Source organism: Mycolicibacterium sp. MU0053, assembly GCF_963378095.1.
GTDB lineage: Bacteria > Actinomycetota > Actinomycetes > Mycobacteriales > Mycobacteriaceae > Mycobacterium > Mycobacterium burgundiense.
Map to the genome: position 1 here is coordinate 4,876,591 of NZ_OY726397.1, position 14,479 is coordinate 4,891,069.

Annotated in this window: 14 protein-coding genes; 7 read left to right on the top strand and 7 right to left on the bottom strand. The window is 68.2% G+C overall.

The features are described 5' to 3' along the window. The first annotated feature begins 1 nt into the window (after position 1). The 4 genes from RCP80_RS23195 to RCP80_RS23210 are packed head-to-tail and all read left to right on the top strand — an operon-like array spanning position 2 to position 4,629. Complete coding sequence (locus RCP80_RS23195) at positions 2-742, top strand: GntR family transcriptional regulator (RefSeq protein WP_308479912.1); 741 nt, start codon at positions 2-4, stop codon at positions 740-742. Positions 743-753: 11 nt separating this feature from the next. Beyond that, entirely contained in the window at positions 754-2,325 is a 1,572-nt protein-coding gene (locus RCP80_RS23200) for an AMP-binding protein (protein ID WP_308479913.1), read from the top strand. 25 nt (positions 2,326-2,350) lie between these two features. Next, positions 2,351-3,136, top strand: a complete 786-nt coding sequence (locus RCP80_RS23205) for an SDR family NAD(P)-dependent oxidoreductase (RefSeq protein ID WP_308479914.1) — start codon at positions 2,351-2,353, stop codon at positions 3,134-3,136. Beyond that, on the top strand, positions 3,121-4,629 hold the full coding sequence (locus tag RCP80_RS23210) for an acyl-CoA synthetase (RefSeq protein ID WP_308479915.1): 1,509 nt from the start codon (positions 3,121-3,123) through the stop codon (positions 4,627-4,629). Before RCP80_RS23205 ends, RCP80_RS23210 begins: the two co-directional genes overlap by 16 nt. On the opposite strand, the gene RCP80_RS23215 is transcribed toward RCP80_RS23210, so the two are convergent. From RCP80_RS23215 to RCP80_RS23225, 3 genes are all read right to left on the bottom strand, one after another. Next, on the bottom strand, positions 4,610-5,155 hold the full coding sequence (locus tag RCP80_RS23215) for a hypothetical protein (protein ID WP_308479916.1): 546 nt from the start codon (positions 5,153-5,155) through the stop codon (positions 4,610-4,612). The genes RCP80_RS23210 and RCP80_RS23215 overlap by 20 nt on opposite strands. 152 nt (positions 5,156-5,307) lie before the next feature. Continuing rightward, positions 5,308-5,736, bottom strand: a complete 429-nt coding sequence (locus tag RCP80_RS23220; protein WP_308479917.1) for an ATP-binding protein — start codon at positions 5,734-5,736, stop codon at positions 5,308-5,310. A 33-nt stretch (positions 5,737-5,769) separates the two neighbouring features. After that, on the bottom strand, positions 5,770-6,153 hold the full coding sequence (locus RCP80_RS23225) for an STAS domain-containing protein (protein ID WP_308479918.1): 384 nt from the start codon (positions 6,151-6,153) through the stop codon (positions 5,770-5,772). A gap of 233 nt (positions 6,154-6,386) precedes the next feature. Here RCP80_RS23225 and RCP80_RS23230 point away from each other — a divergent pair, with 233 nt between their 5' ends. After that, positions 6,387-6,944, top strand: coding sequence for a TetR/AcrR family transcriptional regulator (locus tag RCP80_RS23230; protein WP_308479919.1), 558 nt, complete (start codon positions 6,387-6,389; stop codon positions 6,942-6,944). 15 nt (positions 6,945-6,959) lie between these two features. On the opposite strand, the gene RCP80_RS23235 is transcribed toward RCP80_RS23230, so the two are convergent. The 4 genes from RCP80_RS23235 to RCP80_RS23250 form a co-directional block, all read right to left on the bottom strand. Further along, on the bottom strand, positions 6,960-7,835 hold the full coding sequence (locus RCP80_RS23235; RefSeq protein WP_308479920.1) for a rhomboid family intramembrane serine protease: 876 nt from the start codon (positions 7,833-7,835) through the stop codon (positions 6,960-6,962). 79 nt (positions 7,836-7,914) lie between these two features. Continuing rightward, entirely contained in the window at positions 7,915-10,170 is a 2,256-nt protein-coding gene (gene treS / locus RCP80_RS23240) for a maltose alpha-D-glucosyltransferase (protein ID WP_308479921.1), read from the bottom strand. A 144-nt stretch (positions 10,171-10,314) separates the two neighbouring features. Next, positions 10,315-11,136 carry an SDR family NAD(P)-dependent oxidoreductase gene (locus RCP80_RS23245; protein WP_308479922.1) on the bottom strand — a complete coding sequence of 274 codons (822 nt, stop codon included), beginning with the start codon at positions 11,134-11,136 and terminating at the stop codon, positions 10,315-10,317. After that, the gene (locus tag RCP80_RS23250; RefSeq protein WP_308479923.1) at positions 11,133-11,546 is read right to left on the bottom strand and encodes a nuclear transport factor 2 family protein; all 414 of its coding nucleotides are present in this window, start codon (positions 11,544-11,546) and stop codon (positions 11,133-11,135) included. The genes RCP80_RS23245 and RCP80_RS23250 overlap by 4 nt, the downstream gene beginning before the upstream one ends. Positions 11,547-11,656: 110 nt before the next feature. On the opposite strand from RCP80_RS23250, the gene RCP80_RS23255 reads away from it, so the two are divergent. After that, positions 11,657-13,891, top strand: coding sequence for a molybdopterin-containing oxidoreductase family protein (locus tag RCP80_RS23255; RefSeq protein ID WP_308479924.1), 2,235 nt, complete (start codon positions 11,657-11,659; stop codon positions 13,889-13,891). Further along, the gene (locus RCP80_RS23260) at positions 13,881-14,423 is read left to right on the top strand and encodes an Rv1352/Rv1906c domain-containing protein (protein ID WP_308479925.1); all 543 of its coding nucleotides are present in this window, start codon (positions 13,881-13,883) and stop codon (positions 14,421-14,423) included. Before RCP80_RS23255 ends, RCP80_RS23260 begins: the two co-directional genes overlap by 11 nt. The last annotated feature ends 56 nt before the right edge of the window (positions 14,424-14,479 follow it).

Here is a 14,479-nt window from a genome sequence, read left to right on the forward strand (position 1 = left end):
GATGACCGAGGCCCGCACCGCCGATCCCCGCTACCTGCAAGTCGCGCGCGCCCTGCGGCAGGACATCGTCGACGGGGTCTATCCCGTGGGGTCCCAGCTGCCCACCGAACATGCGCTGTGTGAACGCTTTTCGGTGAGCCGCTACACGGTCCGCGAGGCCCTGCGCCGCCTGCGGGAGGATCATCTGATCTCCTCACGGCCCCGGGCCGGGACCCTGGTCGTCCCGCGCACGTCGACGAGTTCCTACGCCCAGGACGTGATGTCCATCGACGATCTGATGGCCTTCGCCACCGGCGCCCGCTTCGTGATCCACGCCAACAAGATGCTCACCGTCGACGCCGACCTGGCTGATCGGACCGGACTTCCCATCGGTGAGGAATGGCTGGCCGTGGGTGGATTCCGACAGGTCGAGGGCGCGCCCAACCCGGTGTGCTTCACCGAGTACTACATCAATCGATCGTTCGCCGCGGTCGGCCGGTTGCTCCAGCGCCACCAGGGACCGGTCTTTCCGCTGATCGAGGACATGTTCGGCCGCAGCGTCGTCGAGGTCCATCAAGAGATCTCGGCCGTGCTGATGCGATCCGATCTCGCTGCCCGCCTCGATGTCGACCCGGGCACCGCGGCGCTGGAACTGCGTCGCACCTACAAGACCTCCGACGGTGAGATCGCCCAGGTGACCATCAACACCCACCCCTCGTCCCGCTACCGCCACTCGATGACCCTGCGGCGGGTAAAGGGCTAGGACGCAACACGATGAACAGCACCATAATTCGAGACGCGGCCTACCAACGGGGGCTGTGGGTGACCGACACCCTGGCCGATGCGCTCCACGACGCGGCCACCCACACCCCCGACCGGGTGCTGCTGGTCGACGGTGAGGTGCGGTTGGACGGTGCGACATTGCAGCGTCAGGCCCGCGCGCTGGCGCAATCGCTGTTGTCGCGGATCCCCACCGGCAGCGTGGTGTCGTTCATGTTGCCGAACTGGCATGAGGCCGCCGTGGTCTACCTCGGCGCCACGCTGGCCGGGATGATCGTCAACCCCATCCTGCCCTCCCTGCGGGACCACGAACTGGCGTTCATCCTGGACGACGTCGACTCCCGAATGATCTTCATTCCCGCCACCTTTCGCGGCCACGACTACGCGGCGATGCTGGCCCGGGTCACGGCTCAGCTGAGCGCACCGCCGGAGGTGGTGGTGGTGCGCGGCGACGGACACACCCCGTACGCCGCCGTGCTCGCGCCGCACACCCAGCACACCGAGCTGCCGCAGCTGGATCCGGACGCGGTGCGGATGGTGCTGTACACCTCGGGCACCACCGGCCGCGCCAAAGGTGTGCTGCACAGCCACAATTCGCTGCACGCCCTGATCAGCCAGCTGCGCGACAACTGGCTGGTGAGCCCTGGCGACACCTTCCTGGTGCCCTCGCCGATCGCCCACATCGGTGGCTCCATCTACGCATTCGAATGTCCGCTGCTGCTCGGCACCACCGCGGTCCTGATGGAGCAGTGGGATCCCGACGCGGCCGTGACGCTGCTGACCGCTGAGCGCTGCTCGCACATGGCCGGGGCGACACCGTTTCTGGCCGGTGTGCTCGGTGCCGCCGAACGCGCCGGCACCCGACTGCCGGACCTGAAAGTCTTCATCTGCGGTGGTGCGTCGGTGCCGCCCTCGCTGATCCGGGCCGCCACCGCGTACTTCGACAAGGCGGTGGTCAGTCGCGTCTACGGATCCACCGAGGTTCCGGTGACCACGGTGGGGTCGATGACCCCCGGCGATGTAGAGCATGCCGCGGAGACCGACGGGCGGCCCGGCATCGCGGAGGTCATCCTCGCGGACGGGGAGATCCGGGCCCGGGGCGCCCAGATGCTGCTGGGTTATCTGCATCCCGAGGACAACGACACCGCATTTGACGCACACGGTTACTTCCGCACGGGCGACCTCGGGGCCTGGGTCGACGACGGCTACCTGGTGGTGACCGGGCGCGCCAAGGACATCATCATCCGCAACGGCGAGAACATCTCCCCCAAGGAGATCGAGGACATCCTCCTGGCGGTGCCGGAGATTGCCGAGATCGCGATCGTCGGTGTACCCGACGACCGCACCGGCGAGCGGGCCTGCGCCGTCATCGTGCCCGGGCCGGCAGGCGCCCCGGATGTGCACCGCCTGCACGAGGTGCTGCTTGGCCACGGCGTGGCGAGGTTCAAGGTCCCCGAGCAGGTGGTGATCTGGGATGAGCTGCCCAAGAACGACGCCGGCAAGGTACTCAAGCACCAGATTCGCGCGGCGCTGACCGAGGCCGTCGACGCGGAGTCCGACCGCTGACTTCGGTGACGAGAGGGGATTGGCGATGCAGGTAGCGATAGTCACCGGGGCCAGCAGCGGCATCGGGTTCGGTTGCGCGACAATGCTGGCCGAACAGGGCATGGCCGTGTTGGGCACCGGCCGCGACGAGCAGCGCCTCGCCGCGCTGACCGAGGCCGTGACCGCGGCGACCGGTGATCCGACGCGGGTCGCCACCGTCGCACTGGACCTGACCGCCGATGACAGCCCGGCGCGCATCGTCGAGACCGCCCTGAACCGGTGGGGTCGCATTGACTTCCTGGTCAACAACGCCGGGGTGGGCAGTCCCAAGCCGCTGCATGAGACCGATGACGAAGATCTGGACTACTTCCTGGGCTTGATGTTGCGCGCGCCGTTCCGGCTGGCCCGCGACGTGGTCGGGCATATGCAACCGGGTTCGGCGATCATCAACATCACCTCCACCTTCGCGGTGGTCGGCGGGTTGCGGGGCGGCGCCTATTCGGCGGCCAAGGGCGGCCTGACCGCATTGACCACCCACATCGCCTGTCAGTATGGGGCGCAGGGGATCCGGTGCAACGCGGTGGCCCCGGGCGTGACCGTCACCCCGATGGTCGAGAAACGGCTCGAAGACGAGCGCTTCCGCAAGATCAACACCGAGATGACCCCGCACGAACGGTTGGGCCGCGTCGAGGACATCGCGAGCACCGTCGCCTTCCTCTGTTCCCCCGGCGGCAGCTTCATCAACGGCCAGACCATCGTCGTCGACGGTGGCTGGAGTTCGACCAAGTTCCTATCGGACTTCGCGCTCGGTTCCGAATGGGTGCCGCGGTGAACATCTTCACCATGCTCGACCGGGCCGCGACCCGCTACCCCGACGAGGGCGCGCTGTATCTCGGCGATCGCTGCGTGGTGTCCTGGCGCGAGTTGCGGGAGCGCGCGCTGCGATTGGCCGCCTCGATTCGGCGCAGCGCCGCACCCGGTACCCGGGTCGCGGTGGCCAGCGAGAACCGGCCGGAGATCGTCGAGTTGATGTTCGGCATCTGGGCCGCCGGATGTGTCTTTGTCCCAATGAATTTCAAGCTGCACCCGCGCGAGATGGCCGACATCCTCAGCGACTGCGAGGCGGCCCTGGTGGTTGCCTCGCCGAAGCTCGCCACCGCCCTGGCCGCGCACACCGGGATCGCGATCGACGTGTTGGACAGTCCGGCGTACCGGGACCGCTTCGACTGTCCGCCGATGAGTCCGGCCGACGTCGCCCCGGACGCGCTCGCGTGGTTGTTCTACACCAGCGGCACCACCGGCCGGTCCAAGGGCGCGATGCTCTCGCACCGCAACCTGACCGCGATGACCGTCGCCCATCTGGCCGATATCGACGATCCGGACCAGGGCTGCAGCCTGGTGCACGCCGCGCCCATGTCGCACGGCTCCGGCCTGTACATCCCCGCCTATGTGCTACGCGGCGCCCGACAGGTGGTACCCGCCTCCGGCGCGTTCGACGCCGACGAATTCCTGGACCTGTGCGCCGCTCATCCCGGCTGCACCGCGTTCCTGGCCCCGACGATGGTGCAGCGGCTGGTCGATACCGGCCGCTCGGCGCCCGACGCGCTGCGCAGCATCATCTACGGCGGCGGCCCGATGTATGTCGAGAGCCTGAAACAGGCGTTGGCCGCGTTCGGTCCGATCTTCGCCCAGATCTACGGCCAGGGCGAATCCCCGATGACCATCACCGGTCTGCGCCGGGCCGATCACGAGTGCGGTGACGATGCGATCCTGGGCTCGGTCGGTGACGCTCGCTCGGGCGTCGAGGTGGCGGTGCTACGGCCCGACGGCACCCGGGCCGATCCGCACGAGATCGGCGAGATCGTCTGTCGCGGCGACGTGGTGATGACGGGGTACTGGAACAACCCGGCGGCGACCGCGGAGACGCTGGCCGGCGGTTGGCTGCACACCGGCGACCTCGGTTCCTTCGATGAGCACGGCTACCTGACCCTGCGCGACCGCTCCAAGGACGTCGTCATCAGCGGTGGCTCCAACGTCTACCCCCGCGAGGTCGAGGAGGTGCTGCTCGAACACCCCGAGGTTCGGGAGGCCTGCGTCGTCGGGACACCCGACGCCGAATGGGGCGAGGCGGTGGTGGCTTTCATTGTGGGCGAGGCGGATCCGAGGTCGCTCGACGCGTACCTGCTGGAGCGCATCGCCCGGTTCAAACGACCCAAACGGTATCTGTTCGTCGAGGACCTGCCCAAGAACAGCTACGGCAAGGTACTCAAACGTGCACTCCGGGCCCGCCTGAGCTCGGAACCGGTTACGGGCCCGAATACCTGACACCGCCGGCGAAGAAGCGTTCGGTGCGGGTGGCCGCAGCCGGGGCGGATGCCATTACGAGGGCACGGCTCTTGAACGCATGCGCTGCCGCGGTCAGCCGGTGCTCGACGACCGTCGTCGCGGTGTCGACCGTGGCCGGCAACGCCGCGCCCCAGAACGTCACCTCGGTGCGGCCGCGACGCAAGGCCGAGACCACCTCGCGGCTGATCCGCAGGTCCCGGGCGAACATGTCCGAGGACACCGCGAGCGCTTCCGGGCGGCGGCTGTCGGCTGCCGCCGGGCGCAACGCCGTCTCGAGGTCGAACACCCGGGCACCCACGATCGACAATGGTCGGATGTCGCCGGGCTCCGCCAGCAGCACGTTGACTTCCCAGCCTGCCATCACGCGGTCGAACAGCCAGCCGCCCGAAGCCGAGACCGCGTCGAGCACCGAGGAGGCCACCACGTTGAGCTGGTACTTCAGCGAATCCTCGCCGGGGACCCCGCCGAGGGTGAATTCGTCATGCTCCAGGGTCGCAGATGTCACTGGAAACCTCCGTGTCGGCGTGCTGAGCTCCGTCCCACGAGCGTGACAGTTTTATCGAGATATGTAAAGGCTCGATTTGGCCACAGCGGGCGCGTCGCCTGTTTACAGTTCGACGCTTGGCTGTCACAGGTGGAGCAGGGCCGTCCGGTGCCTCAGGCGAGCGCCGAGGACAGGTCGCCGATCCGATCGAAGCGCATCCGGACGGTGGTCCCGTGTGCCGAGCAGTCGATGACCACCTCGTCGGCGAGGGCTTCCATCAGCGGAATGCCACGCCCGCGCAGCTGCGGATTGCCCGCGTCGGTGGGTTCACGCCAGGCACCCTCGTCGGTCACCGTGACCGCCAACGATCCGTTGGTCGGGTCGCAGGCCGCGGTCAGGGTGACAGATCCCGGCTCACGCTGGTGCCGGTACGCGAACTCTGCGGTGTTCGCGAGGGCCTCGTTGACCGCCAGCACCAAATCGTTGTGCCGGTAGGTGGCGAGACCGAATTGGCGCAGCCAGCGACCGAACTCTTCGCGAAGACGGCCGACGCTCAGGGCATCGGCGGTTTCGCTGCGGTGGTGGGACTCGGCTGCGGGCATGTCGGAAGTTGGGTTACCCGTTTTCGCTGGCCACTACGCCGCCAGCTTTTCCAACGCCTCTTCCAGCGTTGTGTATACGTCAACGATGTCGGCGACGCCGACCAATTTCAGTGGCCGACCGGTGACCGGACCGTCGGCGACCACGGCGAACCGGACGCCCTCGGGGACCTGCTGGTTGGCGGCGATCAACACGCTCATCCCGGCGGAGGCGAGGAACTCGACGTCAGTAAGGTCCACCACCAGTGCCGCCGGCTTCTGCACCAGCGCCGCCGCGATCCGCTCTTCGAGCTTGGGCGAGGTCAGCATGTCGACGGTGCCGGCCGCGGAGACCACGGCGACCCGATCGAACCACTTCTCCTCGACCACGCACTCCGGCGGCAGGATCACGTCGTCGGTGATGTTCGTTTCTTCTGGCATCAGGCACCTCACTGTAATCGCACTCTGCCGATTACGTCACTCACGTTGCAAGGCTTCGGGCTGAACCTGGCATGGTCGTCTCGAGAAGGATACTGCCCTGCTCACGACGGCCTGGCGGCTAGGGCGCAACGCCCGGGCGTTCCGGGTGTTGCAGCCAACCACAACCGCTTTACCTCTACGATCTGGTTCATCATACGTACATCGCACCAACCGACCCGGGTAGGACCTGCGCAGTGAACCGACCTAGCACCACCACCGCTGCGGTGGATGCCGTCGACGACAACTCGACGCGGCAGCGAATTCTGGCCGCTACCGCCGAGGTGCTGAGCCGCAGCGGGCAGACGAAGCTCAGCTTGTCGGACGTGGCTCAGCAGGCCGGGGTGTCCAGGCCGACCCTGTACCGGTGGTTTGCCTCCAAGGAGGCGCTGCTCGATGCGTTCGCAGTCTACGAGCGGCAGATGTTCGACACCGGGGTCAGCCGCGCGACCGCGGAGTTGCGCGGTTCCGACCGCCTCGATGCGGCACTGCGGTTTATCGTCGACTATCAGCACTCCTACTCCGGGGTGCGCGCGGTGGACATCGAACCCGAGGTGGTCATCGCCCGGTTGTCCCAGGTCATCCCGGTGATGCGGGCCCGGCTGGAACGCCTCCTCAGCGGACCCAGCGCGCAGGTCAAGGCAGCCACCGCGATCCGCGTCGCGGTGTCGCACTACATCGTCCGCAGCGACGACGACGACGGCTTCCTCGACCAGTTACGGCACGCCGTCGGCATCAAGCCCACCAGCAGGTAGTCGGACGCGGCGCCGTCAGCTGATGATGACGGCGCCGCCGAACATGTCCAGCAGGACCCCGGTTCGCCACCACACCAGAGCCACGAACACCACCAGGAACGCCGCGGTCACCGTGGCCGCCACCGCGGTGCGCTGCTTGGCGGGGGCGTAGACGAAGGCTGCGGCCACCAGCGCGCCCGTGATCAATCCACCGAGGTGGCCCTGCCAGCTGATCGCGCCCGCGCCGGCCAGCGGCGCCACGAACGTGATGACCAGGTTCAGCCCGATCAAGATCACCACGCCTCGGACGTCGAGGTTCAGTCGGCGGCCGATCACGAAGGCCGCACCGAACAGGCCGAAGATGGCGCCCGAGGCCCCGGCGGTCGCGGTGTTGAGCGGCGACAGCAGATAGACCAGCAACGAACCGCCCAGCGCGCTGAGGCCGTAGAGCAGCCCGAACCGCAGCCGCCCGAGGGCCAGCTCCAGCTGGGGACCCACCACGTAGAGGGCCAGCATGTTGAACAGGATGTGCATGGTGCCGTAGTGCAGGAAAGCCGACGTGACCAGCCGGTAGACCTCGCCGTCGGCGACCGCCGGCGGCCACAGGGTCAATTCGCGCTCGAGCTGACCGGAGGCCATTTGCAGGACGAACATCACCACGTTGATGCCGATCAGCGTCCAGGTGACGATCGGCTTGCCGGAGCCGTGCCACCGACCCCCCAGTGCGGTGCGGGGTTGGCGCACGCTGGCCGCACCCGCGCGCACGCAGTCCACACACTGCTGCCCGACCGCGGCCGACCGCATGCAATCGCCGCAGGCATAACGCTGGCAACGGTTGCACCGGACATAGGTGGTGCGGTCGGGGTGCCGATAACAGACCGGCGTCGATCCCGGTGCGCTCGGGTAACTCATGCCAATAACGTACTTGGGCGCTGCCCCGCACATCGTCGGGCGAGGGCACCGGCGAGGCGGTGTTCTGCCCGGCGCCGAACTAGGTCTCCGACTCGTCCGATTCCGACGCCTCGACCAGCAGCGCCATGCCGTGATGCGGGGGCATCTCGACGGCGAAGCTGTGCAGATCGTCCACCGTCGCGAATGCGTGGCCGCTGAACATGTCCGAGACCGTGGACCCGGGCGGCAGCGTGTCGGAACGCACGGTGCCGGCAATGGGCTCGTCGGCGAAGTTGAGCACGGTGAGCTGGTACTGCTGCGGATTCTCGAGTTGATGGACCATCACCAGCATGGCCCGGTGCGACACCTCCGGGATGTCGATCTGCCGGCTGGTGGCGATGCCGTAGTGCGCCCGCACCCGCAAGATCGCCTGCAGCTGCCGCAGGAAGCTGGTCTCGTCCGCCAGCTGATCCGGAATCGACCCGTAAAGACTTCTGCCCCTCGGCATTCCGGCCATCGACTGGGTCGCGGTGGGGTTGACCCCCATCAGGTCGTGCGCGGCGCGGTGGATCCAGCGGGTGTCGCCGAACCGCAACAGTTCGGCGACGTCGTCGACCGGCAATGTCAACATGCCGCACAGGTCCCAGCCGGACAGCGCGAACACGCCCGGCTGCAGCGCGTTGAACATCGCCAACAGCAGATGGGCGCGACGCACCCGGTCGACGTCGTCGGGGTCCTGAAGGTCGTCGAGAGCGCTGAAACCGAGCGTGGCGGCGATCAAAGATGCGGTGGTGCAGGCGATCCCGTTGGTGGTGAAGACGCGGTTGTACGGCGCATTGTCGCCGGTGAGCTTTTCGATCAGGTCCCCCCGGACGATCTCGCCGAGTTCCTCGCCGGTGACCTCGGCGGACTTGTAGGTGAAGCGGTCGTCGCGGTGGCCGGCGGACCAGTGCACCAGCTCATAGGTCAGCTCGTCGTGGTTCTGCAACGCATGCACCAGCGACGCCGGATCGACGCCGAGCTCCAAGGTGGTGCGCAATGTCAGCCGCAGAAACTCGGTGTCGGCCATGGCGAAGGCGTGCTGATAGGCGGGCCGGTTGATGAAATCGTAGGACAGGTCGGCGCCGGCCTCACCGATCTGCCGGATGTCGTCGATGGTCAGATTCAGTTCCTGGAAGGTGAACCCGCCGAGTTTGCGCACCATGCTGGCGATCAGGTGGTTGGCGGCTTCGGACAGCGGGTGTCCCTCCGACCATCCCGGGTTGTCGTCGGCGGCCGTCTTCTCGGCACCCAGAAAGCCGTTGGCGTCCAGCCGCAGTCCACCGGTACCGAGGTCGGTCAGCGAGTGCAGGGCATCGCCGATCACCAGGCGCATCCCGGCGAACGACGGGTCCAGCCAGTTGATCGACGGCTGCCCGTCCTTGAAGTAGTGCAGATACACCCAGCGGCGCTCGACCCCGTCGACCCCGAGCACCGGGCGGGTCACGCTCCAGTTGGTCTCCTTGACGCCCTCGGCGTAGAAGATCACCCGCTGCAGGCGGCCGATGATGTAGCCGGCCTTGTCCAGCCAGTCCTCGCAGGCCGCATCGATGTTGACCGAATCGGCGCCCACCGGCACCGCGGGCAGGTGCTCCCAGTCCCGCGGATCGATCTCGACCATGTGATAGATGCCCGGATAGTCCGCGTACTTCATCTCGGCGAGCCGGAAGTCCGCGCCCTTGCCGGTGTGGCCGGGCACGATGTCGTCGATGATGGTGCCGCCGTACCAGTTGGCCGTGCCGCACAGCTGCCGGAAATCGTCCTCGGTGCCGAAGGCCGGGTCTATCTGGGTGCTGATCCGGTCGAAGTGCCCGTCCACGCTCGGGGTGTGGGTCCATCCGGAGATGCCGCCGGCGCGTTTCACCGGGCCGGTGTGGACGCCCTCGATGCCGATCTCGGCGAAGGCCTTCCACATCGCCTCGTCGGCCATCGCCTTGAGGAAGGACTCATCGGACCGGGTGATCAGCGAAAGCGGGTAGGCGGTGAACCACACCGAGGCGGTCTCGACGGCACCGCGCGGCATGGGCGTCGCGTACGGGTTCTGCCACATCGAGCCCTGTCCGGAGAACTGCTGGCTGATCGTGTTGGCGTCGGCCAGCATCGACTGGGAGAGCAACCAGGACACATAGGCCGGGTTGCCCGCGAACGGAGAGCCGTCCTGCGCGATGGACTTCCGGGTGAACGACGCCTTGACCCGCGGCCGATACCGCAGCGTCCGCGGACGGGCGGGATGCAGGTGTTCGTCGAAGGTGAGCTCGGGGGTTTCGCTGTGCTGCTCCGGTTGCTCGCCGGGCACCGACTCCACCGGTTGCGACATCGAACCCCTTCCGTGTGGTCAGACCGAACCGCGTATTCCACGAGCCTACGGACGGGGGTCCCCGTTGCCGTGCGTGCCCGTTGCTGCGAGGTCAGTATTGCCACGCCGGTCGAACGCCGAAACCCGGGCGTCCACGGCGATCCGCTATTCGGCGCTGCCCATCGCTTCGGCGATGGCCGCGGCCAGGAACGAGACGGCCTGGTTGCGGCTGACCGACCCGAGCAGTTGCGCCGCCGCGCGCATGTCGTCGCCGACGAAGACCGTAGGTCCCTCCTTCAGGCTGGCGAACGCCTCGGCTACCACGGACGAGACCTCGACAGCGCCGGGCGGGGCGTGGTCCTCGGCCGCGATCTGTCCGCGGCTGTATTCGAGGCGTCGCAGCGCCGGGGTGTTGGTCTTGCCCAGGATCAGACCCACGACGTCGACCCCGGCTGGGTTCAACTCGGTCCACAAGGCCTCGGCGAAGACCATGTCGAAGGCCTTGCTCGCGGAGTAGGCGACCATGTTGGGTCCACCGGCCAGGCCGGCCCCCGAACCGAAGATCACGATGCCGCCGCGGCCACGTTCCACCATCCCGGCGGCGTAGTGATGGCACAGCCGCAGCAGCGTGACGCAGTTGCGCTGCACCATTGCCACCGCGGCGTCCGCCGAGGTGTCGAGGAAGGGCTGGAAGGCCGGATCGGCCCCGGCGCAGTAGACCAGAAATCCGACCGCCAGGTCCTCGGTGGCCGCAATGATCTGTGCCGCAGCGTCGTCGGCCGCGAGATCAACCGCCAGCGTGCGGGTTCGGACTCCGGTGCGCGCGGCGATGCCGGCCGCCACCTCCTCGAGTACGGCCGCGCGCCGCGCCAGTAACACCACGTTGATTCCGCGTTCGGCCAGTCCTTCGGCGAATGCGGCGCCCACTCCGTCGGAGGCGCCGGCCACCACCGCCCACGGCCCGTACTCGTCGGCGAAGGTGCTCACGCGCCACCGACCGGGCTGACCCGCACCGTCGTGAAGCGGCGCCGGGCAATTCGCCAGCCGTCGCCGGTGCGCGCCAGGTCGTCGTCGTAGCACCCGACCGCGTTGACCCCGGATTGATTGTCCTGCGACAGGATCAGGGCGTCCACATAGGCGCGCGCTTGGGCCCGATCCCCGTCGACGGTGACGACGATATTGCTCAACCGGTGCAGCGTGTGGCCGGCCATGGCGTGGGTCTGTGTCATGAAATCGGTGACCGCGTCGACCCCTTTCCACGCCCCGATCTCGCCGTAGTCGAGTTCGCAGTCGGCGGTGAAAACCGTTCGGAACAATGGCCAATCCCGGCGGTCGATGCCGGTGGCGTATCGGATCAGGACATCGGCGATGTCCCGGTGGTCATCGGTCTGTGCCATGACGGCCTCCCGTTCGTACGGACGCAAGCAGGCTTTACAACTATCGCTACCAGTGTCACCCTAGGCGAATGACCCAGCCGCACGGAGCCGGTTGGCCGGGGAGGAAATCCATGACCGCGTCCCCCGTCGTGGACGGCCCCGGTGCCACCGACCGCGTGTACACGTTCTGCCGGTATTGCCTGGCGGCCTGCGGTGTCGAGGTCACGGTCGAGGGCAACCGGGTCACCAAGATCGCCGCGGACAAGCAGAATCCGCACAGCTGGCAGGACTTCTGCGCCAAGGGCCGCAACGCGCAGCAACTGGTCGAGCATCCACGCCGGATCCTCGCTCCGATGAAACGCGTCGGAGATCGCTACGTGGCGGCCGGCTGGGACGAGGCGATCGCCGACATCTCCGCGCGGCTCACGGCGCTGATCGCCACCGACGGACCCGACACGGTCGGCGCCTACTACGGAAACCCGGCCGGATTCTCGTCGTCCAACCTGATCTTCTTGAACGGCTGGCTCGACGGCATCGGCACTCGGAGTCGCTACGCGGTGGGCTCGGTGGACCAGAACGCGCTGCACGTCGTGGCCGAGGCCATGTACGGCTCGGCGATCATGGTGCCGGTCTCCGACATCGATGCCTGCGACTACTTTCTGCTGGTCGGCACGAATCCGGCCGTGAGCGCGTGGAACTGGGTGGAAACCGTGCCGGGCGGCTGGCGGCGCGCGCTGCAGCGGCAACGCGGCGGCGCGAAGATCGTCGTGGTCGACCCGCTGCGCACCGAGAGCGCCGACCTGGCCGACACCCACATCGCGGTGCGGCCCGGCCAGGACTGGGCGCTGCTGCTCGCGCTGGTCAAGGTCATTCTCGACGAGGGCCTCGAACACCGGCAGGACTGCGCCGAGCGGGTCAACGGGATGGGCGAGTTGCGCGCGTTGGTCGCTGCGGCCGACCTCGATGACCTGGCCGCCCGCTGCGACGTGCCGCGCGCGCTGATCCAGGACACCGCGCGGGATTTCGCGGCCGCGCGCGGCGCGATGGTGGTGACCCGTACCGGGGTGTCGCTGCACCTGGCCGGCACGGTCGGGGAATGGCTCGGGCACGTTCTGAACGTGATCACCGGCCGGATGGACCGCCCCGGCGGACGCCGGTTCGAGCCCGGCTACGTCGACGCATTGCGGCTGGCGGGCCTGGCGAAGACGCCCGAGCACCGCAACCGGGTTTCTGGCCGGCCGATGGTCGCCGGGGCGCACTCGCTGAGCGACCTGGCGAACGAGATCGCCACGCCGGGACGCGGCCGGATCCGCGCGATGGTGATCGACGCGGGCAACCCGGTGGTCTCCGGCCCGGATGGCGCCGCCCTGGACCGGGCTTTTCAGCAGCTGGATCTGTTGGTGGCCATCGACTTCGTCCAGCGCGAGAGTCACCGGCACGCGCACTGGCTGCTGCCGGCCGTGCATTGGCTCGAACGCGACGACCTACTGGCGCTCACCAGCAACATGCACGACGAGCCGTTTGTCCAGTACGGCGCCCAGGCGGTGCAACCGCCGCCCGAGGCCCGACCCGAGTGGCGAATCTTCGCCGACCTGGCCATCGCGATGCGCACGCCACTGTTCGGTGTCCGCGGGCTCAACGGTTTCCTCAAGGCCACGGCCGCGCTTGCGCGGCTCACCCGACGCCCGGGCCTGGCATTCAGCCCGGCGTGGCTCGACCGGTTGATGATCGCCACCTCGCGCAAGGTCAACGGGCGGCGGCTGCGGTGGCGCGACCTGGTGCGGAATCCGCACGGACTGGTGCTCGGTCCCCGCGAATACGGCCACTTCACGACGGCGCTGCGCACCGCGGACAAGCTGATCCAACTCGCCCCGGCCGAACTTGTCGCCCGCACCCGGGAGTTGCTCGCGGCGCCGCACCCGGTGGCGCCGCGCGGGTACCCGTTCCAGCTCGGGAACCGCCGCCATCGGCACTCGATGAACTCGTACCTGAACGAACTCCCCGGCTTGCATCCCGGCGGCCGGGGTAACCGGGTGCTGATGAACTCCGATGATGCGGCCGCTCTCGGTGTCGCCGACGGCGACCGGGTATCGGTGTTCTCGGCGGTCGGCGAGGTGGAGTTGGAGGCCGAGATCAGTGACCGGCCCCGCCGCGGTCTGCTCGTGCTGGACCACGGCTGGGGTTCACGGGTTTTCGACCCACGCGGGTCAGAGCCGGCGCAGTCCCATGGCGTGAACCGCAACCTGTTGATCGACGCCAACCCGGTAGATCCGCTGTCGCAGACGCCCGCGCTGAGTTCTGGATACGTGGGAGTTCGGCGATGCGCGGTCGAACGAGCCCCTACACTGGCAAGTTATGAGGTCTAAGCAAACCGTCGGGCTGGCCGCCACGCTGGCCCTCGTCGGCTGGTGCGCCTCGGCGGCGATCGCGGTTGCCGAGCCCGAACCCGCGCCGGCTCCGCCACCGGGTCCCGTCACGACGTTCGAAGGCGACGGCACCTATGCCGTCGGCACCGAGATCACGCCGGGAACCTACAGTTCAGCGGGTCCGGTCGAGGGCGGCGGCGCGTGCTACTGGAAGCGGGTCAGCAACGGCAAACTCGTCGACAACGCGATGAGCAAGAAGGCCCAGGTCGTCAAGATCGAGGCCGGCGACACGTCCTTCAAGACCAGCGACTGCCAGCAGTGGAACAAGATCAACGACTGCCTGCCCGGGTGCGGGCCGCAGGGCGCCAATCCCGCCGCGATCCTGGGCCAGCTCGGACAGATCGTGCTCGGCAATCCCGGCGGCCCGCCGCCCGCGTCTCCGGCCGCTCCGGCTGCCCCCGCCGCCGAGGCCGCCCCGGCCGCTCCGGCCGGCACCGGCCCGGCCCCTGGTCCCGCCGAAGCCGCCTCCTGATCCACCGGCACCACACATTCCCGGCGCTGCGTCGCTGACGCTTTAGTAAGGTTCAG